Annotated in this window: 21 protein-coding genes; all 21 read right to left on the bottom strand. The window is 35.8% G+C overall.

All coding sequences use genetic code 11. The features are described from left to right. Positions 1-53: 53 nt before the first annotated feature. Complete coding sequence (queA, locus tag GQ45_RS14670; protein ID WP_047419142.1) at positions 54-1103, bottom strand: tRNA preQ1(34) S-adenosylmethionine ribosyltransferase-isomerase QueA; 1050 nt, start codon at positions 1101-1103, stop codon at positions 54-56. A 338-nt stretch (positions 1104-1441) separates the two neighbouring features. Beyond that, complete coding sequence (gene aroA, locus GQ45_RS14665) at positions 1442-2665, bottom strand: 3-phosphoshikimate 1-carboxyvinyltransferase (RefSeq protein WP_047419141.1); 1224 nt, start codon at positions 2663-2665, stop codon at positions 1442-1444. 98 nt (positions 2666-2763) lie between these two features. After that, the gene (locus GQ45_RS14660; protein ID WP_047419138.1) at positions 2764-3087 is read right to left on the bottom strand and encodes a nucleotide pyrophosphohydrolase; all 324 of its coding nucleotides are present in this window, start codon (positions 3085-3087) and stop codon (positions 2764-2766) included. Positions 3088-3091: 4 nt separating this feature from the next. Beyond that, entirely contained in the window at positions 3092-5113 is a 2022-nt protein-coding gene (locus GQ45_RS14655) for a DUF3857 domain-containing protein (protein ID WP_047419136.1), read from the bottom strand. 19 nt (positions 5114-5132) lie between these two features. After that, entirely contained in the window at positions 5133-7073 is a 1941-nt protein-coding gene (locus GQ45_RS14650; RefSeq protein ID WP_052188240.1) for a DUF3857 domain-containing transglutaminase family protein, read from the bottom strand. A gap of 48 nt (positions 7074-7121) precedes the next feature. Next, on the bottom strand, positions 7122-7574 hold the full coding sequence (gene dtd / locus GQ45_RS14645) for a D-aminoacyl-tRNA deacylase (RefSeq protein ID WP_047419134.1): 453 nt from the start codon (positions 7572-7574) through the stop codon (positions 7122-7124). After that, positions 7571-8524, bottom strand: a complete 954-nt coding sequence (rsgA, locus tag GQ45_RS14640) for a ribosome small subunit-dependent GTPase A (RefSeq protein ID WP_047419132.1) — start codon at positions 8522-8524, stop codon at positions 7571-7573. The genes dtd and rsgA overlap by 4 nt, the downstream gene beginning before the upstream one ends. Before the next feature lie 139 nt (positions 8525-8663). Continuing rightward, positions 8664-9338 carry a head GIN domain-containing protein gene (locus GQ45_RS14635; protein ID WP_047419130.1) on the bottom strand — a complete coding sequence of 225 codons (675 nt, stop codon included), beginning with the start codon at positions 9336-9338 and terminating at the stop codon, positions 8664-8666. A gap of 109 nt (positions 9339-9447) precedes the next feature. After that, entirely contained in the window at positions 9448-10530 is a 1083-nt protein-coding gene (locus GQ45_RS14630; protein ID WP_047419128.1) for a bifunctional 3-deoxy-7-phosphoheptulonate synthase/chorismate mutase type II, read from the bottom strand. An 11-nt stretch (positions 10531-10541) separates the two neighbouring features. Beyond that, positions 10542-11402 (bottom strand): prephenate dehydrogenase, encoded by an 861-nt coding sequence (locus tag GQ45_RS14625; RefSeq protein WP_047419127.1) that lies wholly within the window; start codon positions 11400-11402, stop codon positions 10542-10544. Positions 11403-11478: 76 nt separating this feature from the next. After that, positions 11479-12624, bottom strand: a complete 1146-nt coding sequence (locus tag GQ45_RS14620; RefSeq protein WP_047419125.1) for a pyridoxal phosphate-dependent aminotransferase — start codon at positions 12622-12624, stop codon at positions 11479-11481. Then, positions 12621-13448 carry a prephenate dehydratase gene (locus tag GQ45_RS14615; RefSeq protein ID WP_047420472.1) on the bottom strand — a complete coding sequence of 276 codons (828 nt, stop codon included), beginning with the start codon at positions 13446-13448 and terminating at the stop codon, positions 12621-12623. Before GQ45_RS14615 ends, GQ45_RS14620 begins: the two co-directional genes overlap by 4 nt. Before the next feature lie 364 nt (positions 13449-13812). Then, a complete protein-coding gene (locus GQ45_RS14610) occupies positions 13813-14904 on the bottom strand; it encodes a serine hydrolase (RefSeq protein WP_047419123.1) in 1092 nt (363 codons plus the stop codon). Next, the gene (locus tag GQ45_RS14605) at positions 14901-15659 is read right to left on the bottom strand and encodes a head GIN domain-containing protein (protein ID WP_369798304.1); all 759 of its coding nucleotides are present in this window, start codon (positions 15657-15659) and stop codon (positions 14901-14903) included. Before GQ45_RS14605 ends, GQ45_RS14610 begins: the two co-directional genes overlap by 4 nt. 149 nt (positions 15660-15808) lie before the next feature. Beyond that, positions 15809-16846, bottom strand: a complete 1038-nt coding sequence (locus GQ45_RS14600; protein WP_231555210.1) for an acyloxyacyl hydrolase — start codon at positions 16844-16846, stop codon at positions 15809-15811. 125 nt (positions 16847-16971) lie between these two features. Beyond that, positions 16972-17925: a methylenetetrahydrofolate reductase [NAD(P)H] gene (metF, locus tag GQ45_RS14595; protein WP_047419119.1), complete on the bottom strand. Its 954-nt coding sequence runs from the start codon at positions 17923-17925 to the stop codon at positions 16972-16974. A gap of 100 nt (positions 17926-18025) precedes the next feature. Beyond that, the gene (gene metH, locus GQ45_RS14590) at positions 18026-20755 is read right to left on the bottom strand and encodes a methionine synthase (RefSeq protein ID WP_047419117.1); all 2730 of its coding nucleotides are present in this window, start codon (positions 20753-20755) and stop codon (positions 18026-18028) included. A gap of 90 nt (positions 20756-20845) precedes the next feature. Then, a complete protein-coding gene (locus tag GQ45_RS14585) occupies positions 20846-21841 on the bottom strand; it encodes a homocysteine S-methyltransferase family protein (RefSeq protein ID WP_047420469.1) in 996 nt (331 codons plus the stop codon). Between the two features lie 198 nt (positions 21842-22039). Next, positions 22040-23104: an NAD(P)/FAD-dependent oxidoreductase gene (locus GQ45_RS14580; RefSeq protein WP_047420467.1), complete on the bottom strand. Its 1065-nt coding sequence runs from the start codon at positions 23102-23104 to the stop codon at positions 22040-22042. 181 nt (positions 23105-23285) lie between these two features. Next, positions 23286-24131, bottom strand: a complete 846-nt coding sequence (gene cobA / locus GQ45_RS14575) for a uroporphyrinogen-III C-methyltransferase (protein WP_081980930.1) — start codon at positions 24129-24131, stop codon at positions 23286-23288. Between the two features lie 64 nt (positions 24132-24195). After that, the gene (locus GQ45_RS14570) at positions 24196-26292 is read right to left on the bottom strand and encodes a HEPN domain-containing protein (RefSeq protein WP_047419115.1); all 2097 of its coding nucleotides are present in this window, start codon (positions 26290-26292) and stop codon (positions 24196-24198) included. Positions 26293-26338: the final 46 nt, after the last annotated feature.

Genomic DNA, 26338 nt, shown 5'->3' with positions numbered 1-26338 from the left:
TGCTACGCTAAATTTTTGTTCTAGCAGTAGCAGGTTGTTTAATTAAACAATAATTATATAATTAACATGGCATCGCCATAAGAATAAAATTTATATTGCTCTAGAATAGCTTCTTTATAGGCTTTTTTCATTAAATCATGGCCCATAAATGCCGAAACCATCATTAACAAAGTTGATTTTGGCAAATGAAAATTCGTAATCATACAATTCGCAATACTGAAATCGTAGGGGGGGAAAATAAATTTATTGGTCCAGCCCTCGTAGGTGTTTAAGGTTTGCTGAGAAGATACTCCACTTTCTAAACCACGCATAGCCGTAGTACCAACAGCACAAATTCTCCTTTTATGCTTTTTAGCATTGTTTACTATTTCGGTAGCCTTTTCTTCAATAATAAGCTCTTCGCTATCCATTTTATGTTTAGATAAATCTTCAACCTCAACAGGGTTAAAAGTACCTAAACCAACATGCAAGGTAAGTTCTGCAAAATCAATTCCTTTTATTTCCAGTCGTTTTAACAAATGCTTAGAAAAATGTAAGCCTGCTGTTGGGGCGGCTACTGCTCCTTCATGTTTTGCATAAATAGTTTGGTAGCGCTCTGCATCCGAAGCTTCAGTTTCTCTTTTAATGTATTTAGGTAATGGTGTATCACCCAATTCTTTTAATTTTTTTCTAAAATCGGTATAAGAACCATCGTATAAGAAACGAAGTGTTCTACCTCTAGACGTCGTATTGTCAATTACCTCAGCGACTAAAGTATCATCATCCCCAAAATACAATTTATTACCAATTCTAATTTTTCGTGCTGGATCCACTAAAACATCCCATAAACGTTGTTCTTCGTTTAATTCTCTCAACAAGAAAACTTCTATACGTGCTCCTGTTTTTTCTTTATTACCATAGAGTCTGGCCGGAAACACCTTGGTATTATTCAACACCATGACATCACCTTCATCGAAATAATCAATCATGTCTTTGAACATTTTATGTTCAATTTTACCTGTCTCTCTATGAATTACCATCAATCGAGATTCATCTCTATTTTCTGATGGGTATTCTGCTAAAAGTTCTTCAGGAAGTTCAAAGCTAAAACCGGATAATTTCATATAGATTTTTTTGTTATTGTTTATGCGATTGCAAAGATACTATTATGAATAGGGCCTTGTCAAGTAAATACGTGTTTATATTTTGGAAACGTGGTAATTAGGTTTTGGATGATGGGTTTTGTATCCTAAAAAGTGAGCTAGTGGTAAGATAGGAAGAGGTTAAACTGACATTACAGATTGGCTCAATACAAAAGTTCAACTATAAAAATTGGGTTCCGCTTAATTGCCTGGAACTAGCTCTATAATTTCTAATTATGGAAAAATCATATGTGCTTTGTGAAAATTAAAATTGCTTCGTGAGATTCTTTGCTACATTTTATCACTAAAAAATTTTCAAATCATTCTACCTGAATACCCATTGAAATCATATCTTTCCAAAAGTCGGGATACGATTTTGAAACCACTTCTGCATCATTAATAAAAATTGATGTTCTTAAGGCTAAAGGGGCAAAAGCCATAGCCATTCTATGATCATTATAGGTGTCTATAGCTCTATTTTTCTTTATTTCGTTTGAAGCATTTAAACTAAGTGTTTTGTCCGTTACCGAGATCTTAGCACCTAGTTTTGACAACTCTGTTTTTAATGCTTCTAAACGATCGGTTTCTTTAATTTTTAGGGTGTGTAAGCCAGTTAAATGACATTCCATTCCCAATCCGAAACAACTCACCGCTATGGTTTGTGCAATGTCGGGTGCGTTTGCTAAATCTATATGTAATCCAGTCGTTTGATGATGGGCTATTTTTTTAAGGATGACTTGATGCCTATTAAAAGTTGTTTCTACACCAAAACTCTTGTAAATTGTTGCTAAAACACTATCGCCTTGAAGGCTATTTTCTTTATAGGCTGATAAGGTGATTTTAGAACCTATATCCGCTAGTGCGCAAATACTATAAAAATAAGATGCGGAACTCCAGTCAGACTCTACCACCAAAGTTTTAGCCCTTACTTCTTTTTTAGGAAAAACTTTAATGATATTCCCTTCAAAAGTATTTTCAATATCTAATTGAGATAATAAAGCAAGTGTCATTTGTATATAGGGAACAGAAGTTATTTTACCTACTAAGGTTATTTCCAATCCGTTTTCTAAGCTCGATGCGTTTAATAGTAAGGCCGAAATATATTGGCTGCTCATATCGGCTGGAAGTGTTACTTTTTGCTTTGTGATCTTTTTACCTGTAATTTTTAAAGGAGGAAACCCTTCATTATTAACATAACTGATATCGGCCCCTAAGCTTTTTAAAGCCTCTACCAAAACACCAATTGGGCGCTCAGTCATCCGCTGCGAGCCTGTTAAAACGACCTCTTTGCCTTCTTGCATAGCAAAATAAGCTGTTAAAAAACGCATAGCCGTTCCTGCGTGATGAATATCTACCTCGCCTTCACTAATTTTTAAACCTTGTTGCATGACTTGAGCATCATCAGAATTTGAGGTGTTTTCAATACTGACATTCGGATACAATGCTTGCAGCAGTAAAATACGATTAGATTCGCTTTTAGAGCCTGTAATTTTTAGGGTAGCCTCAATGAGATTCGTTACCGGCGAGTTTAAATGTAGTTTCAAAATAGTAGCTGTAATAAAGTTTTAAATTGAACAAATGAAGCTGTAAATATAGGGCAAGAAGTCTTTTAAATAAATTCTAGTTACTAAAATTGGCCTAATTAGAGCTTTTTGTTGTTGTGATGCCGATCATGATCGCGTTTGGTTTTTAAAGCTAATTTTTCATCAAAAGCTTTTTGTAAATCTATTCCTGTTTGGTTTGCCAAACACAATACCACAAATACAACATCAGCCAGTTCTTCCCCTAAATCTTTTGCTTTATCCGATTCTTTTTCACTTTGTTCACCATACCTGCGAGCAATAATACGCGCCACCTCTCCTACTTCTTCTGTAAGTTGCGCCATATTGGTGAGTTCATTAAAATAACGAACACCATGCTCCTTAATCCAATCGTCAACTGCCTTTTGTGCATTGGTAATATTCATAATCCTAAATTTTTGATAAAACTACCTTTTCTGTTTCTTTCTCCACTAAAAGTTTATAGAATTCTTTTAGAGCACTATACTCTTGTACTGGTATCATAGAAGTGCTAATATCAATAGTAACCACTATTTTTATTTCCTTCTCTGAGTTTGAAAGATTGTATTTAAAAGACCCTTGATTATTGGGTAAGTTAAAAGCTATTGGTTCTGGTATTGACTCAATTTTATAGCCTTCCGGAATCGTGACATTCACCATTAATCGCTCTTGCCAAGCATAACCGAAATCTACGGGATAGTTTCTTTCTTCTTGTTTAAACGGATTTAGTTTTTCGGTTTTGAATAAAGATGGTGAAAAATAAATTTTGTCTCCTATTACATCTGCCTGATTTTCTACATAAAAATCAAATTTTTCAGTAATGGCTTCACCTAAATCATTTTTATGATCTAAAGTATAATTAGAAATTTCCATCCCATTATATTTATTTTCAAGCTTTTCTATATAAGAATCCTCACTAATTTCGTTGTTAGAATTTCTAAAATTATAGGCATTATATTTATTGTATATAGTCCGCATTGCGCCCTTAAGCGTACCATTATTGCTCAAAGTAGCTTGAATCATATTTACTTCTCCCGACTGAGCTGCAGCACCTAATAGAATTGATACAGAGGAACCATCTTCTTTAATAAGCCTACCAAACCAATTTAATGCCCTATTCGGAATTACATTAGGCTCTGCATATTTATTGGTAGCATCGAGCAAAACAATTTCATTATTTATTTCTGCGGAGGCAATTACATAATTAAAACCTTCTCGTGTAGGGAAAATTGGAATTCCGTTATTTTTCGTACTTACCAACACTGGAAACGCTTTTAAACCTGCTTCTTTTAACATGGCGACTAGCATTAGGTTGATATCTGCTACATTTCCTGTTTTTTCCTTGAATGCTTTTTTTACTCCTTGGTCAGTATATTTACTGTAATAGTTATTCCAGTTCATAGTTTTTTGAACATAGAAAAAAATACTGTTCATTTTTTCAACATCAGTGGATGAATTGGCTAAAATTTGGATTAAATCATCCTTGAAATAGCGTGTATTATTTATTTGGCTACCAAAATCGGGACTATCATAAATACTTTTTGCTACTTTTTCCCATGTGGTGGCATAGGTTTTCATAGGTTCTTCAGGAAAGTTAATATACTGCAACTCGTAATTCACCGCTGATCTATAATTATTAATATTATCTACATAAGGTTCCTCCTTTAGAGCTGGAACATCCTGCATGGAAAACTCTGATATATTAATGATATAATCAATGACATTCCTATTAACAGTGGTTTTAGGCGCCTCATTAAATGATCCACCACTCCGCGTTTTACTGTTTAAAACAATATTACCCGATTTTTTGCTTTCTTTTGGAAAAACATTTAAGTACCCTTTTACATTGGGATTGAAAGCAAAATATTCAGGTATTTGCACCGATATTTCTTGTTTTTTGATGGGAATATCATATTGGAGCACAATCTCATCTATATTATAAAAAAAGGGCGAATGTATAGCGTACATAAACTCTATAACGCTTCCTTCCTTTACATTAGGCAAGGTGAATTTTTCTCTTTCATAATATTTTGATACTTCTTCGGTAAAAGTTTCGTTACTTTTTAATTTGCTCTCATCTATTTTACCATCTTGTAAATTATAGGTATACGCTTTTAGTCCTCTAAATGATTCTTTATCAGTACCAGAATCACTCAAATATAATAATTCTGATACCGTCGCATAATTAAAGCCTTCTTTTTTGTAAATTTTAATACGCTCTCGCACTTCTGTAACTAATTTAAAACCAGTTGATTGAGAATATTCATATGTAAGGTTAAGAGAACGATATAAAACAGCTGCAGAAGCTGATGAATCAGTAGGGTGAAATTTTTCCTTTAATTCTTCTTCAGATACTTTTCCAAAATCATAATTTTGAGCTTTTACGGAAAAAAGAAAAAATAAAAGGAATAGTGAACATAATAGGTTTTTCATTTCAGTTAAATTTATTGGTTTATTTTTTGATCAGTACTATTTTTGAACTATCATTTTGAGCAACTTCTTTTCTAAAGTTCCTGTAAGATTCATAGCTTTCCTTCGGGTATGTACCTTCTTTTATGAATAGTTTACGTGTGTACAAAATGCTTTTTTTATCTTCTGAGACTTTGAAACTTAAAGTATATGTTCCAAAATCACTTAGAATATCAATAGCATCTGGAATCGCTTCAATGGTATAATCCAAAGGTAATTGTATGGTTATTTCATCCTCATCTACATAACCTCGTTGAATTTCCAATGGAAACTGTCGGTTTCTGTAGCGTTTAGGAACAAAGACATTTTTATTGAAAAAATTAGGAGAAAAAAGCAATCGATCACCACTTTTAGTCGCGTAATTGTCTGCTGTTATCGCTATATTTTCACGAAAAACAACGGTATCAATATCATTCTCAAAAGTATATGTATCAATATTTAGGTTATTGATGTAACTCCAAATACTCTTGTAATACTTTACAATATCGTCCGGTGTTTTATCTTTAATTCTAAAATGATTATCATATTGAATACCTTTCGTTAAGATCGTCACCTGACCATGAACTATATTATCATCTGAAATTGAATATTTCCCTTCGGTTTTTTGATAATTATCTCCATTTAAATAGGCTGGAGTTGTTGCCAATTCGCCACCTTCTGGCTTAATTAATAAAACCTGTCTTCCATCGGTAAAATCACCAATAAAACCAAAAGGATGCACTTGAGACGTGCAGTCTATCCAATACAATTTATTTTCATATGGAATCGCTAAAATCGCATGATCCCCAGCCCACAAATCTGGAAAATCGGTCTCAAAACTTACTTTAGTATCCCCTGATTCTACATGGGCGTAGTACGATGTGACACCCACTTCTTTAAGCAAGGCCTTTGTATAGTTTGTCAAGCCCTTGCAATCGCCGTATTTAACCCTATCAACCTCAATAGCACTAATGGGCTGAATACCACCAATCCCGACCTGAACACTTATATATCGCGTATTGTCTTGCACATATTTATAGATTATTTTTGCTTTTTCTAAATCACTTGTTGCACTCGCTGTCAATGCTTTAATAAGGCTTATAGTAGGCAGTGGAAGTTCGTCTTTATCAGCAATATGGTTTGCGTACATCCATGACCCTACTTCTTGCCAATTATTAATAGTACCTTGAAAACCTTCATAATTAAAATTCACCATCCTCGGATGTATTTGAGGACTAATTTGAATAAAAGATGGCGCTAATTCTTCGTATTTAATGGCTTTAAGGTTCGTTGCTTCATACGTAATACTATTCTCTGTATTTGTTTTAACAACAGTACTATTCTCTAGGTTTTTTTCTTTAATAACAGGTTTAAGGTCTGGGGAAGCATAGCTAATGGTATACCTGCTTTTTTCTGTACTCACATAATACCCATCTAAAAATTGCCAGGGCGTAATAAAACCAGTATTTTTTGTTTTAGTTTCAACAATAAATTCCACAGTGTAAGGATAGGAAACGGGAGTATATTCTAAGTAAAGTACTCTAGAATCTGAATACATTGTACCACCACTAACAGCACTTACATCCTTAAAATCATTTTGTTTTATTTTATTAATTTCATTTCCTAACTGATCGTATATCACAGCTTGAATAGCCGTGATTTTTTCAGAATCATCGTACCATTCTCTGGCGTTAACATAGTCATCACCTTGCTTATTTAAAACAGTGACCACGCGCCTTTTTTCGACTACTAATTCATCGATAGAATTAATATTTATAGAAATTTCATTGTGTCGAACTACGGCATTCGCGTCTTCTTTGAGGCTTTTGTCGATGAGGAAAGATGGGTAGTTTAGATTTTGTGAGCTTAGAAACTGACAAAAAATTAGGGTTGTAAGAAAAATAAAAAAGCGCATTACTTCTGGTTTGGTCTTTAGTGAATCCAAATTAAGATAATTTCTTACAAAAGCATTAAATAATTCGATAAAAAACTGCTATTCTCTGTTTTTAGAATCTATAACAATAGTCACAGGACCATCGTTACACAAATCTACTTTCATGTCGGCACCAAAAATACCTGTACCTACTTTTTTTCCTAATTCGGTTTCTAATTGCTTTATAAAGTGTTCGTAAAGCGGTGTGGCCATTTCAGGTTTTGCAGCCTTAATATAGGAAGGTCTATTGCCTTTTTTTGTGCTGGCGTGTAAGGTAAACTGACTTACCACTATAATACCTCCACCACTTTCGAGTAGGGATTTATTCATGATACCTTCAGCATCATTAAAAACGCGTAAGTTGATAATTTTTCGAATCAACCATTCCGTATCTTCTTCTGAATCTGCATTTTCAATGCCTAAAAGAACGAGGAGTCCGCTTTTAATTTCTGAAATAAGCTGATTGTCAACCCTAACACTTGCTCTTGAAACTCGTTGTAAAACTACTCTCACTTTTTCTCTCCGTAAATATCTGTTCTATAATTTTCTTCTTCTCCCGTAATCATTTGTACATAACTGCGGTACCTACTCCATGCAATATCATCGGTATCTAAGGCATTTTTAATAGCGCAATTGGGTTCTTCTAAATGTAAACAGTTATTAAACTTACAATTTTGTTTTAGTTTAAAAAACTCTGGAAAATAAGCACCAATCTCTTCTTTTTCCATGTCTACAATACCAAAACCCTTTATTCCTGGCGTATCAATGATTCGAGCGCCCATATCTAAATCGAACATTTCGGCGAAAGTGGTGGTGTGTTGCCCCTGTAAATGTTGCTCTGAAATTTTCTTCGTTTTTAAATTTAATTTTGGTTCTATGGCATTTACCAAAGTAGATTTACCTACGCCTGAATGACCAGAAAACATACTGGTTTTGTCAAGCATCAAGGCTTTAAGTTGATCGATATTTTTTCCCGAGGTGGCAGATATTCCAATACAGGTATACCCAATATTTCGATATAAGGCAGCTAAGTATTTTACTTCCCCTAATTCGGCCTCAGAATAGGTATCTACCTTATTAAATAGCAAGATGGCAGGTATATGATACGCCTCTGAAGTCACTAAAAAACGATCTATAAAACTGGTGGATGTAGGTGGGTTGTTTAAGGTAACCATCAAAAACGCTTGGTCTAAATTGGCTGCAATGATATGTGTCTGTTTTGATAAGTTTACCGATTTCCGGATGATATAATTTTTGCGGTCTGCAATTTTAGTGATAATCCCTATGGTTTCATCGCCAATTTTTTCAATATCAAAATGTACCGAGTCACCAACAGCCACTGGATTGGTGCTTTTAATGCCTTGGATTCTAAATTTACCTTTAATTCTGCACTCATAAAAGCACCCGTCTTTAGCTTTTACCGTGTACCAACTTCCAGTAGATTTATATACAATTCCTATCATTATGTATGTTTGCCAATTATGAACTACAAAATAACGACTTTTATATGGAATAGATTTTAATTGCTAAACTGATTAAAAACAAAAATGGGGATTAAATTATATTCAATCCCCTGTTACTTTATGGCAAGTACACTATTTATTAGTCCTTGATGGTAATTCTACCTCCTGCAAAAGTTTTTTCTTTAACCTGCTTAGGGTTGCCATACACATCAACATCACCTCCGGCTTTTATAGAAATATCTGCACTTTCTGTGGCGTAAACTTCTGCTTCCCCAGCAGCCGTAATTTTAACTGAAGTGGTTTCTGTTCTTAGTTCTTTTCCTTCAAAAATACCTCCCGTATTTAAAACGACATCTTGATTTTGTGCTATTCCCGAGGCTTCTATAATTCCGCCCGTTACAGCTCTTGCGTCTAAATGATTTACTTTTAAGCCTATTTTTATTTGGGCTCCTTCTTGTGCTTTTAGCTCAATCGTATTTTGTTCAATAGTTTCGTTTGATGTTATTCTAGCACCTTCATTGCCATCAATCAATTCTAAATCTGTATAATACACCTCTACAAAAGTATCTTCTCCGCTAAAAATTTTATCGAGTTCCATGCGGATTTTTAAAACTCCGTTTTTGTTCACTAAATTAATGTCATTGACATTTTGACCTTTAACCAACACTCTATTTTCGTCAGATTTAATTAAATTTACTTCAATTAAATCGAACACCTTAACCTCGGTAAAATTACCCATATTTTTATCTAGGGTACGTTGTGCAAAACCACTACTGACCACTAAAATTGCTAAAAAGCTGATATAATTTTTCATATTTTGTGTTTTGTTTTTCTTAAAGATACACTTCTTATAGATTTGTTACAGTTCAGAAAATAAAAAAACCGTTTTCATAAAAAACGGTTTCCTATATATTGAAATACAGCTATGAATTTATAACTTTCTCCTGATGATTAATCGATTCTTGGTGAATGGCTTTAAACATCTTTAAGATAAACTCTTCGCTTAATCCTTTAGATTCTCCTTCCAATATCATTGCGCCCAAAATCTGGTTCCATCGGTTAGACTGCAATACCGCGACGTTTTTCTGTTTTTTTAAAGCACCAATACCATCCGATACTTTCATTCTTCTACCCAGTGTTTCAATCAATTGGCTATCAATAACATCAATCTGAGCTCTTAAATTGCTAAGCTCGTTATTGTATTCAGCTTCTGTATCAGATTCCTTTCTAATTTTTAAATCCCGCATAATTTGCACTAATTTTGATGGGGTTACTTGCTGTGCAGCATCGCTCCAAGCATTTTCTGGATCAAAGTGTGTTTCAATCATTAAGCCATCAAAATTGAGATCTAATGCCGTTTGACATACATCAAAAATCATTTCTCGATTGCCTGTAATATGCGAAGGATCATTAATTAAAGGTAAATCTGGAAATTTATTTTGGAATTCAATGGCCAATTGCCATTCTGGAATATTTCTATATTTTGTTTTTTCGTAGGTAGAAAAACCCCTATGAATAGCGCCTAAATTTTTAATTCCAGCCGTATATAATCTTTCTATTCCACCAAGCCATAGCGCTAAATCTGGGTTTACCGGATTTTTTACAAGTACAATTTTATCGGTTCCTGCTAGGGCATCAGCTATTTCTTGCATAATAAACGGACTCACAGTAGAGCGTGCTCCAATCCATAATAAATCTACGTCATGTTCCAAGGCTAATTTTACATGTGCCGCATTAGCCACCTCGGTACAGGTTTTCATTCCTGTTTCGGCTTTTACCTTTTGAAGCCATTTTAAGCCTAAAGCACCAACGCCTTCAAACATTCCTGGGCGGGTTCTAGGTTTCCAAATACCCGCACGGAAATAATTTACATCGGTATCTTTTAATTCGTGCGCAATTTTTAATACTTGAGCTTCTGTTTCTGCACTACATGGACCAGCAATAACTAATGGATGATCTAATTTCATATCATCTAACCACGTACGCATTTGTTTTGAATTTTCCATTTCTCCTTGTTCTATTTTTTATTAATTGGAATTCCGTTTAAAATCTCTTTTATTCTATTGGTACTATTCATTTGCTGAAAAATACCTTCATAATCGTCTTCATGAATCATTTTTTTAAATGCCTCTAGATTCTGAATATATTCTTCTAATGTTTCTATCACATTTTCTTTATTCTGCTTAAATATGGGAGTCCACATTGCTGGGGAACTTTTGGCTAAACGCACCGTACTTTCAAAACCACTGCCCGCCATATCAAAAATATCACGTTCATTCTTTTCTTTTTCGATGACCGTTTTTCCCAACATAAAAGAACTGATGTGTGATAAATGCGATACATAGGCGATATGCTTGTCATGCGCTATAGGATTCATATACCGAATACGCATGCCTAATTGTTGAAAAATAGCTAATGCTTGTTCTTGCAGTTTAAACGCTGTTTTTTCTACCTCACAAATAATATTTGTTTTACCATTAAACAAACCATTAATGGCTGCAGAAGGACCAGAAAACTCTGTTCCCGCGATTGGGTGACAAGCCAAATAATTTCTTCTTTTAGGATGCGATGCTACCGCATCACAAATTAAAGCCTTTGTTGACCCTGCATCCAAAACAACTGCATTGTCATTTACGACATCCAATACATTTGGAAGTACAGAAAGTGTAACATCTACGGGTACTGACACGATTACGATATCCGCTATCGACAAGTCTTGATAGCTTGCCTTTTTATCTATTAGTTGCGTCGCAAGTGCCTGCTCTACATGTTTTTCATTGGTATCTATACCGTAAATTACCGCTTCTGGATTCAATGCTTTGATATCCTTAACCATAGAGCCACCAATTAACCCAATCCCTATTACAAATACATTCATTCTTATTTCGTTGTTGGTTGTTTGTTGCTTTTAAAATTCACTTAAAACTCAACATTTAACACTTAAAACCTATTTATCAAAACCTATCAATGGCTTCTTTAATTTTCTCCTCAGTAACGCATAATGAAAACCGAATATATCCTTCACCGTTGCTGCCGAATATAGTACCTGGAGTTATAAAAATGCTTTTTTCATACAGTATCTTATCGATAAATACTTCGGATGATTCTGAACTTTCTGGTAATTTTGCCCAAACAAACATGCCTACCGCATTTTTATCATAGGTACATTTTAGTTTATCTACCAATTGAAATAGCAGTTGCTGTCTCTTTTTATAAATGGTATTAAATTCAATAAACCAATCTTGTCCACTTTTCAAGGCTGCAATGGCCCCCTTTTGAATTCCATAAAACATGCCTGAATCCATATTGCTTTTTACTTTAAGCACAGCATTGATGTGTGCTTCATTTCCTAAAACCATTCCCACTCTCCAGCCGGCCATATTAAAAGTTTTGCTTAAGGAGTTTAATTCTAAGGCCACTTCCTTAGCACCCTCAACACTTAAGATACTGGTTGGTTCCTCATTGAGCACAAAACTATAGGGGTTGTCATTTACCAAAAGGATTTGGTTACGGATGGCAAAGTCGACTAGTGCCTTCAATTGAAGTTTACTCGCCTTGGCGCCCGTGGGCATATGAGGGTAACTCAACCACATCAATTTAACCTTAGATAAATCTTGTTGTTCCAATGCTTCTAAATCTGGGAACCAAGCATTTTCCTCTGTTAAATCATATAATTTGGGGATTGCGCCGATTAAATTGGTGACAGAGCTATACGTCGGGTATCCCGGATTTGGAATTAAAGCTTCATCACCTGGATTTAAAAACGCTAGGCTTATATGCATAATTCCTTCTTTAGAACCCATTAGTGGCAACACCTCATTTAAGGCATTGAGGGAAACCCCGTAGTTCTTGGCGTAAAAATCAACAATTGCTTCTCTAAATTCTAATAAACCCTGATAACTCTGGTATTGATGTGCGCCCTCATCTAAAACAGCTTGTTGCATGGCTTCTAAGATGGCCGATGACGGTGCCAAATCGGGACTCCCTATTCCCATATTAATAATGGGCTTACCTTCTGCCATTAAGCCACGTACTTCTCTTAATTTTCTAGAGAAATAGTATTCTTCGACGGTTTTTAATCTATCTGCTGTAGTGATCATGCTAAGGCATTTTTATATTCTCCTAAAATTCTGAATTCTTCTGTCATGATTTCTAATAAGGATTTTGATTTTTCGAAATGTGCATATGCGTCAAAAGTGACGTCCACAAAAAATGCGTATTTCCAAGGGCGTTCTATTATGGGTAAGGATTGTATCTTGGTTAAATTAAGATTACAATCGCTCATCACATTTAAAATAGCCGCCAAACTTCCACGCTTGTGATCGGCAACAAAACGTATCGAAGCTTTATTGATTTCTTCCTTGGGAAGTACTTTATTCTCTGTTTTTAGAATTATAAATCGAGTAGCATTATTTGTAATGGTTTGAATTTCTGAGGCTATAATTTCTAAATCGTATAATTCTGCTGCTGCTTTCGGGGCAATGGCAGCGATGTTTGTCCATTGCTTGTTTTGAATTTGCATGGCAGTTTCGGCCGTGTCCACAGCTTCTACTAATTTAATTTCTGGATAGCATTTTAAAAAGTCTTTACACTGAAGTAAAGCCATGGGGTGCGAATGTATCTCTTTAACATCTTCAATCTTTTGCCCTTTCAAAACCATTAAATGATGATGAATATTCAAATAATGTTCTCCAATGATGTGCAAATTATTATGATATACTAAATTATAATTAGGAATAATAGAACCTGCTATGGAGTTTTCTATAGCCATGACGGCCTTGTCTGCTCTACCTGATAAGGTTTGGTTGACCAAATCGTCGAATGATAAGCATTCTACCAAATCGATATGCTCCCCAAAAAAATCTCGAGCGACTTGATGGTGGTTAGATCCCCTAATTCCCTGTATGGCTATTTTTAATTTCATATTAAAACTTGCATTAGTTGTATTAAAACCTTTTAAGCCCACTCAAAGTGATTTTTCCTTAACATGACACCAAAAAAAAAGCCTCGTGTGTTACGAGACTTTAATTGATGCTATATTTTAAATATACTACAACAGTCTCGTACCTCTCTTATAAAAGAAGTAAAAAAAGAAACCGTTCCAGAAATATTGCTTTGTCATATGGTCGTTAATACAGCTAAAGTACTACTAATATTTAAAAATCAAAATATACCGTCATCTTTTTTTTAATCTTGTGTTCTTTTGCTATAAAAATGAGAATTAAAGTATAAACTAGGCTAATATTTATCAAATAGCTATTCTTCTCATCAACAATAGCTTTCTTAAATTATAAAAAAAGATAGTCAATAACTTGATCGAGCTCGTTTTGTATTTCAGGGTTGGTACAATTTATTAGAATTGCAATCACAATTTTTTGCTCTGGATAAACAAAAAAATTAGAGTAGCCACCAACTCCATTGCCTATATGACCGTAAAAATCTCTTCCCGATTTATCTGTACTTACTTGCCATCCTAATCCATAATAAAGTAGCTTACCATTAAGAGTTTCAGACCTTAAAAACTGATTCAAAACAGCATCATTTAAAACTTTTTTATCTAAAAATGCTTGTCCGAAAAATGCAACATCTTCCGCTGTGGCTAAATATCCACCCCCAGCCAATTTAAAATAATTGTTTACGGGGATCGCTTCATGGAAACCTAGCCTGTTTTTGGTGTAAAATTTAGTGACATGAAGCTTAGTATCCTTAGCAATAGTAACATCATCACCTGATATATTCGGCGCAAAAGTATTTTTTAACCCTAAAGGATGTAATACCTTTTTTTGAAGATAGGTTTCGAATGGGGTCCCAGTGATTTCTTGTATGGCTAATGAAATTAAAACCCAATCGTAACTAGAATACTGATACCTGGTACCCGGCTCAAAAAGCAAATCATCATCCTTAAAAATGGCAATACTTTCTTTGATGCTATATGGCTCGTTTAAACCATATTCTTTTCCTAAATAGCTTCTAATTCCAGCCGTATGATTGGCTAATTGGCGTATGGTAAAATCCCATTTCTTTTTTGGATAATAGGGTACATAGGTATAAAATGATGCGTCTAAATCAATTAAACCATCTGCTACCAAATGTGCTAATGCCGTTGCTGCAATAGGTTTTGAAACACTGGCAATTCTAAATATTGATGTTTGTGGATGTACAAGTACTTTATTTTTAATATCGGCAAAACCGTAGCCTTTTTGAAAATAGCTTTTACCTTCTTTACGCACAGAAATGGCTAAACCAGGAATTTTTTTTTCAGTAATTAATTGTGTTAACAATTGATCTGCTGTTGCTAAGTTGCTTAATTCTCGATCAACCACAACTACGCGTTGAAAAGCTAGAAAATCTTTCAGGTATGTTAGGAATGGCTTTTTCAATCTCTAAATAGCAATTTGCCTTTGTACAAGGCTTCAACTTGAATAATAGGTGGCTGATTAAAACTAAGCACATCTCCTGTTCCTACAATGGACCCACTCAAGGATTCTTGTGGATTGAGCAACATATCATTGGATCCTCGATGAAATAAACTGATGTTTTGAGCCACCAAGTCCCTAGCGTGTAATCGTGAATCTCCTGCAGCGAAATTGATATTAAAATTTTGGGTCGTTCCCTTGATGTCAAAAAAAGCAATGCCGTTTGATACAATACTTAAATTGACTGTATTTACTTCGAGATTAAATTCCCCATCGGTAGTTTCTGCTTCTGGGACCGTAAAAGACTCAGAAAGTAGCGTTAAGGAGGGATAATTTAAAACACCATCACTTGTAATAGGAAAACCTGTACTACTGCGGATTTCAGCAATGTTTGGAGACGACACATAAACCGTGGTTAATCCGAAATCACGAACAAAATTGCAGCCATTTTCATTCCGAATCACTAGCCTATTAGCTATAACCTCAGCACTAATATCATTTCTAAGAAATTCTCCTGTTTCTATAACTACCCGTTGTGTATTACTCTGCCTTACCACTAGTTTAACACCTTCAAACACAGTAATTGCCGTAAAGTCGGCCAAGCTAATTTCTTCTTGAATTATTTCACCAGAATTCTGAAAACAATCAGGTGCATTTTCGCTAGAACATCCGAAGAAAGTCAAGGTAAGAATCAAAATTAAAACAGTAATTTTCCCCACAATTTTCAATTTATTTTTTTGTTGTTCGTTGATAGCTCAAAAGCGTTTCAAGTTTTAGGTTTAATGTTTCGAGTTGTTGTAAAAAATTTAAATTTTGGACTTCATTTTTTGTGTTTTTTTTAAACTCAAAAATCATTTTTAATTTTTAATTATAAGCGTATTCCCACTCCAAGCTCCACAGCTTCGGCCTTAGCTCCATGTGATTTTAGACTGATAACACCATATACTTTGTTATTAAAATAGCGCTTCATTCCCATTCTATTGTACACTCTCCCTTCAAAATCGAAAGGATAATACACATAATATCCTAATTGGGTGATTACAGAAGTTTTATTAAAAAACAACTCGTGCCCCACGAAAACACCAACACGCCTATAATCTGCATCCGGACTAACATTTCGCTCAGGAAAAGCAATAGATTGATAGGTGATCAATTCCTTTAAAAAATTTGAAAAATACACATCTGTACCTAATTGAATAGCACTTAAAGTTCCTAAGCGCTTATCGGCATACCCTGAGAATATGTAAAATGGGAATTGACCTGAATTAATGACATCACTTTCATTTATGCCCGTTCTAAAAGCGAGATTAAAACGAATAGGTTCTGTAATTTTTTCCTGTTCAATTTTAATATAGTCTGGTTCTTTACCGCCATCTAAATCGTAGGTTAAACCTGCATTAAAAGCATACGTATTGGTTGACGTATTTGGGGCTTTTACATTGGCATTTGAATAGTGAATTATAGAAACTCCGGCTTTAAAACCAACCCCTTTTACAATGTTCTCTTTATGAAAATTAAACATTAAATAGGTAGAACTTAACAGGTTAGTCCCAAACGCATTGTTTCTGAAATTAGCTACTTTATCATACGGATTCGTGTTGTAGGCAATCCCCTGACCAAGTCTAAATTGTAAAAGTCGATTTAGAAAGTAAAAATTATAATGTGCATAGAGACCAAAATTACGCCCCAAAACGTCACTATTAAATTCTTGATAAATAAAGGAATAGCCTACATCAGGATAATTAAAGCGTTGTTCCCAATCTTCAAACCCGTAGGTTTTTCGGCTTAATCCTAGAATTACGCCTCCTGGATGTGAATTAATTAAATGAGTTACGTCTGGATTATGGCGCATAATGGTACCATAGAACTGATTTACATCTACTGTAAACCGTTTTTGTTCTTGCATTTCTTGTGATGAACAAAGACTAGCAATCCCTAGAAAAATTAATACTACTTTAAAATTCATAGCTACGTAAACAAGGCGCAAAAATAAGGAATCACCACCATGCTCTGACCAACTTTTGGCTTTATTTAAAAAACTTGCTTTGCAATGGCTTTAATATTGTTTGATTTTCCCATAGAATAATAATGTAGCACTGGAACTCCTGCGGCCTTTAACTCTTTCGACTGTTGAATGGCCCACTCGATACCCACCTCACGCACAGCTGCATTATCTTTACAATTTTCTACGGCTTCTACCAAATCTTGGGGAACGTCTAAACTAAAAATTTGAGGTAGTAATTGTAGATGCCGCTTCACCGCAATGGGTTTAATCCCAGGAATAATAGGCACATTAATTCCGATAGCTTTTGCAGCTGCTACAAATTCAAAAAACTTTTGATTATCAAAGAACATTTGAGTGACTACATAATCTGCTCCAGCATCAACCTTTTCTTTTAATCGTTTTAAATCAGATTTCAAAGATGGTGCTTCCATGTGTTTTTCTGGATAGCCTGCAACCCCGATACAAAAATCAGGACCATCATCTCCTTGAACATCATCATGTAAATATTTACCTTTATTTAAATTTTGAATTTGAGTCACTAATTCATTGGCATAGCAATTCCCGTCTTCGGTCGGAATAAAATATTTTTCTTCTTTCATGGCATCGCCACGCAAAGCCATAACATTATCAATGCCTAAATAATGACAGTCGATTAACATGTACTCTGTTTCCGCTTTTGTAAAGCCACCACAAATTACATGTGGAATGGTATCTACATTAAATTTATGTTTAATAGAGGCACAAATACCTACGGTACCAGGACGCATCCGGGTTATTTTTTTATCGTATAGGCCTGCTTTGTCTACATAAATATATTCTTCTCTTGACGTGGTTACATCAATAAAAGGAGGTTTAAATTCCATTAAAGGATCTATATTATCATACAGATCTTGAATACTATTACCTTTTACAGGCGGTATAATTTCGAACGAAAAAAGTGTATTTCCGTTGGCGTTTTTGATGTGGTCTGTTACTTTCATGATGGCCTCTCCCCCCGCGCTCTACAAAAGTTAGGGAGCTAAAAGGGTTGTTTAAATTTATACTTTTTTTTAATCCTATTATTCTGTTCCCTCTTTAGGGTTAGGGGGCTTCCGCAATATTTGTCGCCAACCACCTAGTTGCTTCCGCTAAGGGTATTCCCTTTCTCGTTGCGAAATCGGCCACTTGGTCTTCTTTGATTTTTCCTAATCCGAAATAGCGTGCTTCTGGATTCGCGAAATAATACCCAGAAACCGATGATGCCGGCCACATGGCTAAACTTTCGGTTAGCTTTACCCCTATTTTATTTTCAACATCTAACAATTCCCAAATCGTCAACTTTTCTAAATGATCTGGACAAGCAGGATAACCAGGTGCTGGGCGAATTCCTTTGTACTTTTCGTCAATCAATTCTTCAGTATTCAAATCTTCCTCAGCAGCGTATCCCCAATATTTTGTTCGTACTTTTTTATGCAAATATTCAGCGTAAGCTTCTGCCAAACGATCTGCAAGTGCCTTGATTAAAATAGAATTGTAATCGTCTAAATTATCCTTATACGCATCTGCCATTTCATCGGCTCCAAATCCTGTGCTTACACAAAAACAACCTATATAATCTTGTTTTCCTGAGCTTTTAGGAGCTATAAAATCTGCCAGAGCATAGTCTGGAACACCGTCGCGACGCTTTAATTGTTGGCGGAGCGTTCTGAAAACATACTCTTCACCTTTACTTTCCAAGGCAATATCATCGTCACCTAGGGCATTTGCCGGGAATAATCCAAAAATGGCTTTCGCTGTTAATCTTTTTTCCGAAAAAATCTTTTTAAGCATTTTTTGCGCATCTGCAAAAAGTTCTACAGCTTGTTCACCTACTACATCATCCGTTAAAATATCTGGATATTTACCATGCAATTCCCATCCTCTAAAAAAGGGAGACCAATCGATGTAGGGCACTAACTTTTCTAAATCAATAGCCTCAAAAACATGGATTCCCAATTGATTTGGTGTCGAAATTTTAGTTTCTTCCCAATTAATTTGAAACTTATTTTCACGAGCTTCAGCAATGGTTTTATACTCTTTTGCTTTTGTTCTATTTAAAAATTTATCTCGGAACGATTCATAATCTAGTTTAATGTTTTTCTTATACTCATTTGATGACTCTTTTTTCAATAAATCACCCACCACCGTAACTGCCCTAGAGGCATCATTTACGTGCACAACTGTGTTGCTATATTGTGTATCAATTTTTACAGCTGTATGTGCTTTACTGGTTGTTGCACCGCCAATTAATAAGGGAACTTTAAAATTCTGCCGTTCCATTTCTTTTGCCAAAAACACCATTTCATCTAAAGAGGGCGTTATCAATCCGCTTAAACCAATAATATCTACCTGATGTTCAATGGCAGCTTTAATAATTTTTTCGGGAGGCACCATCACTCCTAAATCTACTATTTCATAGTTATTACAAGCCAAAACAACGCTCACAATATTTTTACCAATATCGTGAACATCACCTTTCACTGTTGCCATTAAAATCTTACCTATTCCCTTTTCATCACCTTCGGTGGGATGAAGTAATTTTTCTTCTTCAATATATGGTAAAAGATACGCCACCGCTTTTTTCATTACTCGGGCTGATTTTACCACTTGGGGTAAAAACATTTTGCCACTTCCGAATAAATCACCAACCACATTCATACCCGTCATTAAATTACCTTCGATAACTTCAATGGGTTTATGGGCATTCCTCCTAGCTTCTTCTACATCATCAATAATATATTGGTCGATACCTTTGACCAATGCTCTTGTAATTCGATTCTGCAAAGGCTCTTCACGCCAAGACATGTCTATTTTACTAGTTTTTGCTTCGCCTACAACAGATTCTGCAAAATCGAGCAAACGCTCTGTGGCATCGTCTCTTCTGTTCAGAATTACATCTTCAACGCGCTCTAATAAATCTTTAGGAATATCATCATAAACACCCAATAAACTAGGGTTTACAATACCTATTTTCATTCCGGCTTGAATAGCATGGTATAGAAAAACCGAATGCATGGCTTCCCGAACAGGGTCATTCCCTCTAAAACTAAAGGATACATTACTTACACCGCCACTGACGCTACAATGGGGTAAATTTTCGCGAACCCATTTCGTCGCCTTAATAAAATCTAAAGCATTTAATTTATGTTCTTCCATGCCTGTTGCGACAGGAAAAATATTTAAATCAAAAATAATGTCTTCTGGAGCAAAATGTACTTCATTGACCAAGATATCGTATGAACGCTTGGCAATTTCAATTCTACGGTCAAAATTATCAGCTTGCCCTGTTTCGTCAAAAGCCATGACAATAACCGCTGCACCATATCGTTTTATTAATTTCGCATGGTACTTAAATTCTTTTTCTCCTTCTTTAAGACTGATGGAATTCACCACACATTTACCTTGAACCACTTGTAAACCTGCTTCGATAATTTCCCATTTGGAGCTATCAATCATAATTGGAACTCTAGAGATATCTGGTTCGGCAATTACCAAATTTAGAAACTTCACCATGGCTTCTTTGCCATCGATCAGTCCGTCATCCATATTGATATCAATAATCTGAGCACCACCTTCTACTTGTTCGCGGGCAACACTTAAAGCTTCTTCAAACTTTTCTTCTTTAATTAATCTCAAAAATTTCTTAGAGCCCGCAACATTTGTTCTTTCGCCAACATTAACGAAGTTTGTTTCTGGAGTGACTACGAGAGGTTCTAGACCGCTTAACTTTAAATATTTAGTTGTCGGTTCTCGGTTCTCGGTTCTCGGTATCTGTGAATTGATTTGAGTCATCAATTGTTATTTTTGTACTTTATAATAAATCTGTTATTTAACTTTTTACATTTTAAAATCTGTGCTTTCCATTTAAATTAATGCCAAGCATTAACTAGCAACGACTCGCGGTTTAAACTTTTCAATCACCTGTGCAATCGCCTTAATATGCTCAGGAGTAGTTCCACAACATCCACCAACGATATTTACTAATCCTTTTTCTGCGTATTCTTTTATTTGCGCTGCCATTTTTTCTGGTGACTCATCATATTCCCCAAAAGCATTAGGCAAACCTGCATTTGGATGGGCTGAAACCGCATAGTTTGTTTTAGCCGATAAAACTTCTAAATGTGGCACCAACTGACTGGCTCCTAAAGCACAATTAAATCCGACAGACAAGACTGGAATATGAGAAATAGATATTAAAAAAGCCTCGGCTGTTTGCCCTGATAATGTTCTACCCGAAGCATCGGTAATGGTACCACTTACCATGATCGGAATATCAATATTTCGTTCTTCTTTCACCTCTTCAATAGCAAATAAAGCGGCTTTCGCATTGAGCGTATCGAAAATAGTTTCAACTAAAAGTAAATCCACGCCTCCATCTAACAAAGCCTCAACCTGCTGTTTGTAAGCTATTCTCAATTCATCAAATGACACCGCTCTGAATCCAGGGTCATTGACATCAGGCGACATACTCGCTGTTTTGTTTGTTGGTCCTATACTACCGGCTACAAAACGCGGTTTATTTGGTTCCTTTGCCGTAAATTCATCAGCCACTTTTCGGGCTATTTTAGCGGATTCGTAATTTAGTTCGTAGACAAAATCTTCCAAAAAATAATCGGCCATAGCGATCGTAGTTCCTGAAAAAGTATTTGTTTCAACAATATCGGCTCCCGCCGCAAAATATTGGCGGTGCACATCAGCAATTGCTTCTGGTTGCGTGATAGATAAAAGGTCATTATTTCCTTGTAAAGGATGTTCCCAATCTTTAAAACGCTCTCCTCTAAAATCTACTTCAGTAAATTTATGACGTTGAAGCATGGTACCCATAGCCCCGTCAAGAATTAAGATTCGCTGTTTTAAAACCTCTTTTATGTGTTGCATCTTACGGAATAATAACACTCTTTTCATCGGACAAACCCATTAAAAAAAGCTGATCAATCTGTTGTTTATTATAGTTTTTGATCCTGAAATTAGGACAAATGCAAAGTAACGTTAGATGCTTGGTAAAAGCAAGGAAACTATAAAATAAAAACCTTCTAGTTTAGGGCTAGAAGGCTTATACTACTTATTTTAAAAAAGCTAAACCAATATACTTTGAACCACCTCTTTTTTAGCCTCTTTTATACTGCCATCAAACCCTTCTACCCCACCTACAGTCGTATATTTCATCACATAGCGTTTGCCGGGATTGATAATTTGATACGCAAACTGGCACATGACCGCAGCTTCGTGGAAACCGGAAAGTATTAATTTTAGTTTTCCCTCGTAGGTATTGACGTCACCTATGGCAAAGACTCCTGGAATATTGGTTTGGTAGTCTTTAGCATTGTTGACTTTGATAGCATTTTTTTCTATCTCAAAGCCCCAATCGCCTATAGGTCCTAATTTTGGCGAGAGCCCAAATAATGGAATAAAATGATCCACTTCTAAAATAGATTCTCCTTTTTGAACATCCCTGTGTTTAATGATCACCGATTCTAATTCTGTTCTACCCGAAATACCTACCACCTCCGCTTCTGTAAACAATCTAATTTTTCCTAATTTGGCTAATTCTGATGCTTTCTCAACCGAATCTAAAGCTCCCCTAAACTCGTTTCTTCGATGTACTAAGGAAACTTCATCAGCCACATCAGCTAAAAAAATAGCCCAATCTAAAGCGGAATCACCGCCACCTGCAATCACTACTTTTTTATGGCGGTATACTTCGGGATCTTTAATAAAATAGTTGACGCCTTTATCTTCAAAATCTTGAATATTCGGAATGAGTGGTTTTCTCGGTTCAAAAGAACCTAAGCCCCCTGCAATAACTACTACCGGTGCATTGTGTTTGGTGCCTTTATTGGTGCTTACCACAAAGGAACCATCTTCTAATTTATCTAAAGTCTCGGCGCGTTCTCCTAAGGTAAAACCTGCCTCAAACGGCCTAATTTGTTCCATTAAATTATCCACCAAAGTACCAGCTAAAATTTCTGGAAAAGCTGGAATATCATAAATAGGCTTTTTGGGATATATTTCTGAACATTGCCCTCCTGGTTGTGGAAGCGCATCAATTAAATGACATTTTAACTTTAACAAGCCTGCTTCAAAAACGGTGAATAAGCCCGTTGGTCCTGCTCCGATGATGAGTATATCTGTTTTTATCATTTTTACTTTATCAATTTTTTTGTTCTTCTTTTTAACTTTCACACCAACTACCTGCAAATAGTATTTTAAAATATGAGTTCCTACTTTTAATAAGTCTTCGACAAGCTCAGCCTAACTTTAAGCTTTCGATTTGCCATTTTTTCTAATTTCATTTTTTTTGCAAAAGCTATTGATTAAAAATCTAAACGGCAATGGCTACTTCCTGTTTATAATTCTCAATCGCACTGGCTAATGTTGCCCTATGTTTTACTACTTCTCCAATGATAATGATGGCCGGATTGGTAAGATGCTGTTTGTCTACTTCTTTTTGAATGTTTGAAATGGTGCCGACCCCTATTTTTTCATCTTTTCTTGTTCCATTTTGTATAATCGCTATCGGAGTTTCTGATTTACCCTCCTTTTTAAATACCTCAAGAATAGCCGATAATTTTGACATCCCCATTAGAATGACCACCGTAGCGTTTGATTTTGCTGCCAAGGCTACATCCGTTGATAGTTGATGTTCTTTGGTGGTACCCGTTAGCACCCAAAAACTTTCCGCTGCGCCTCTTTTTGTGACTGGAATATTTTGGCTGGCTGGCACGGCAACCGAAGATGAAATTCCTGGAATCATTGCAAATTGTAAACCATGTGCTGCGGCGTATTCCATTTCTTCGGCTCCGCGACCAAAAACAAAAGGATCACCGCCTTTTAAACGCACCACATGTTTTGTTTTTCCTAAGCTTACGATAAGTTCGTTGATTTGTTCTTGTTGATACGCATAGCAGTCCTTGCGTTTTCCTACAAAAATTAATTCTGCCTGAGATGCATATTTTAACAGCTCTGGATTTACCAAAGCATCATACAAAATCACATCAGCCCTTTGTAAGGACTTTATAGCCTTCAAGGTGATAAGTTCAGGATCGCCTGGACCCGCGCCAACCACTGTTATGCTGCCTGGCTCGCCTTCAAAGGTGAAGTTATTACTTTTTAACTCTCTAAAAAGGGGAGAACTTTTACTCAAATAATCTAAAATGTTTTTGTCCATAATCAATGGTTTAGGAAAACTCATGACGTTTTTTTAATACCGATTTGAGTTCCCCTTTTGGGGGTTAGAGGGCTACTTCTGCTAATTCTTGAGTTCTAAAAACTTGTACTTTGTGCAGAAATTCTTTGGTATCTTTCAAATACTGCCGTGCAAAAGCCTCTGTGGGTTTTTTCTTATTGATTTGAAGCGCTAAATTTTCAAATCCGTTTTCGACTAAAATACGCTCGGTTTCCACAAACTTTTCATCAAAATCTTTTATGATACTGATGTGTGTATTGGTTTTTACATTTTCCATCGTTAGCATGGCTTTTGCCGTGTTCACCATTGCCGAATAGGAGTGATAAATACTTGCCGCCCATTTTTGTTCTACCAAACAACTTTCAGCATTGTCAATTTTTTCTTCACTTTCAAATAATAAGGTAGCAATTAAATCGATCACTACACCGGCACATTCTCCTACGCCGATTGCTTGCACATAGTCTTCTGAAGTTCCCCAATCGATAAAATCACTTGGTGTTAAATGGTCAACATCGGTTAAATGCTTCAACAAATCATAGAAGTACATTTGCTCTTTTTCGGCGTAATAATCCGGGTAGCTTAACGCACCTCCATTAGCGTCAAAATCATTTAAAATGATACGGAGCGCTTCAGGACCTCTTTTGCTAGGGATTTTTACTACTTTATCAGCGAATTTTCCGTCTCCATTTCCAATATTACCACCGCCTAACAATACCTGTAATGCCGGGGCTACCAACTTATCTTTAGTTCGGACAGACATTCCTTGAAAACCAATATTTGCCATATTGTGCTGGCCGCAAGCGTTCATACAGCCACTAATTTTAATGACAACATCAGGATTATTGCTATAATCAGGATATTCTTCTTTCATCATACGCTCTAACTCTGCAGCAATACCGGTGCTACTGGCAATGCCTAAATTACAGGTATCTGTTCCGGGGCAGGCAGTAATATCAACAGCTTTATTATATCCGATTTCGGCAAAACCTAGTTTTTGAAGTTCGGTATAGAAAAAGGGAAGTAATTCTTCTTTCACATAAGGAATCAAAATATTTTGTCTTAAGCTCAATCTTATTTCTGAAGCTGCATAGGTTTCCACTAAATCGGCCAAGGCACGTGCTTCTTTCAAATAAAAATCACCCAAGAACACCTTTATCCCGATAGCGACATAATCTTTTTGTTTCTGCCGAATTACGTTAGATGCTTTCCAATTATCAAAAGCTGTCTGGTCTTTAAGTGTCACTTTTGGGGCTTGAATAGTGACCATTTCAGGTTGCGGATACCCTTCTGCATCAATAGGAAAAGTTTTAATGGGAACTGATACTTGTTCTTCTTCTAGTAAGCTTTTAAATCCGTCTAAACCTAAATCTTTAAGCAAGAATTTTAAACGTGCTTTAGCTCTACTTTTTCGTTCACCATAGCGATCAAAAACGCGAACTACGCCTTCCATCATTGGAATTATTTTGTCGGTGGACAAAAAAGAATAAAGTTCATCAGCGTGGCGAGGTTGTGACCCTAAGCCACCACCTAACATCACTTTAAAACCGCGAATTCCCTTTTCTATTTTAGCAATAAAACCCAAATCGTGCATATACGAAAGTCCCGTGTCTGCGTCACTAGCCGAAAATGATACTTTAAACTTTCGTCCTAATTCTTGACTGATAGGGTTTCGCAAAAAATACTCAAATAAGGCCTGTGCATAAGGCGACACATCAAAGGGTTCATCCACATCAATCCCGGCTGTTTCACTGGCTGTAACATTGCGCACCGTGTTACCACAAGCTTCACGAATGGTAACATCTGATTTTTCTAATTCTGCCCATAATTCGGGTGTTCTATTTAAATCTACATAGTGAATCTGAATATCTTGACGTGTGGTAATATGCAAACGACCGATGGAATATTCTTCGGAAACATCAGAAATTTTACGTAATTGATGCGAAGAAACTTTACCGTAAGGTAATTTTATACGAATCATTTGCACACCGGGTTGACGCTGTCCATAAACGCCACGTGCTAAGCGTAAACTTCTAAATTTCTCTTCATCAAGCTTACCATTTTTGAATTGTTCAATTTTATTGGCTAGATCAACGATATCTTTTTCTACTACTGGATTTTCTATTTCTGTTCTAAAACTTTTCATGAGCCCTCACCCGACCTCCCTAAAGGGAGGGGCAATTTACTGGGTA

It is taken from the genome of Cellulophaga sp. Hel_I_12 (assembly GCF_000799565.1).
Lineage (GTDB): Bacteria > Bacteroidota > Bacteroidia > Flavobacteriales > Flavobacteriaceae > Cellulophaga.
Note: the sequence above shows the minus strand (reverse complement) of the source record. Positions and strands in the feature narration are given on the sequence as shown.

Bases quoted from the DNA above. Each gene is read 5' to 3' on its own strand.
- GQ45_RS14620 (WP_047419125.1), bottom strand. From the start codon at position 12,624: ATGATCACTACAGCAGATAGATTAAAAACCGTCGAAGAATACTATTTC.
- GQ45_RS14630 (WP_047419128.1), bottom strand. From the start codon at position 10,530: ATGGAAAATTCAAAACAAATGCGTACGTGGTTAGATGATATGAAATTA.
- GQ45_RS14660 (WP_047419138.1), bottom strand. From the start codon at position 3,087: ATGAATATTACCAATGCACAAAAGGCAGTTGACGATTGGATTAAGGAG.
- cobA (WP_081980930.1), bottom strand. From the start codon at position 24,131: ATGGACAAAAACATTTTAGATTATTTGAGTAAAAGTTCTCCCCTTTTT.
- metH (WP_047419117.1), bottom strand. From the start codon at position 20,755: ATGACTCAAATCAATTCACAGATACCGAGAACCGAGAACCGAGAACCG.
- metF (WP_047419119.1), bottom strand. From the start codon at position 17,925: ATGAAAGTAACAGACCACATCAAAAACGCCAACGGAAATACACTTTTT.
- GQ45_RS14655 (WP_047419136.1), bottom strand. From the start codon at position 5,113: ATGAAAAACCTATTATGTTCACTATTCCTTTTATTTTTTCTTTTTTCC.
- rsgA (WP_047419132.1), bottom strand. From the start codon at position 8,524: ATGATAGGAATTGTATATAAATCTACTGGAAGTTGGTACACGGTAAAA.
- GQ45_RS14585 (WP_047420469.1), bottom strand. From the start codon at position 21,841: ATGCAACACATAAAAGAGGTTTTAAAACAGCGAATCTTAATTCTTGAC.
- GQ45_RS14625 (WP_047419127.1), bottom strand. From the start codon at position 11,402: ATGAATGTATTTGTAATAGGGATTGGGTTAATTGGTGGCTCTATGGTT.
- GQ45_RS14600 (WP_231555210.1), bottom strand. From the start codon at position 16,846: ATGCAAGAACAAAAACGGTTTACAGTAGATGTAAATCAGTTCTATGGT.
- GQ45_RS14615 (WP_047420472.1), bottom strand. From the start codon at position 13,448: ATGAAATTAAAAATAGCCATACAGGGAATTAGGGGATCTAACCACCAT.
- queA (WP_047419142.1), bottom strand. From the start codon at position 1,103: ATGAAATTATCCGGTTTTAGCTTTGAACTTCCTGAAGAACTTTTAGCA.
- GQ45_RS14580 (WP_047420467.1), bottom strand. From the start codon at position 23,104: ATGATAAAAACAGATATACTCATCATCGGAGCAGGACCAACGGGCTTA.
- GQ45_RS14635 (WP_047419130.1), bottom strand. From the start codon at position 9,338: ATGAAAAATTATATCAGCTTTTTAGCAATTTTAGTGGTCAGTAGTGGT.
- GQ45_RS14570 (WP_047419115.1), bottom strand. From the start codon at position 26,292: ATGAAAAGTTTTAGAACAGAAATAGAAAATCCAGTAGTAGAAAAAGAT.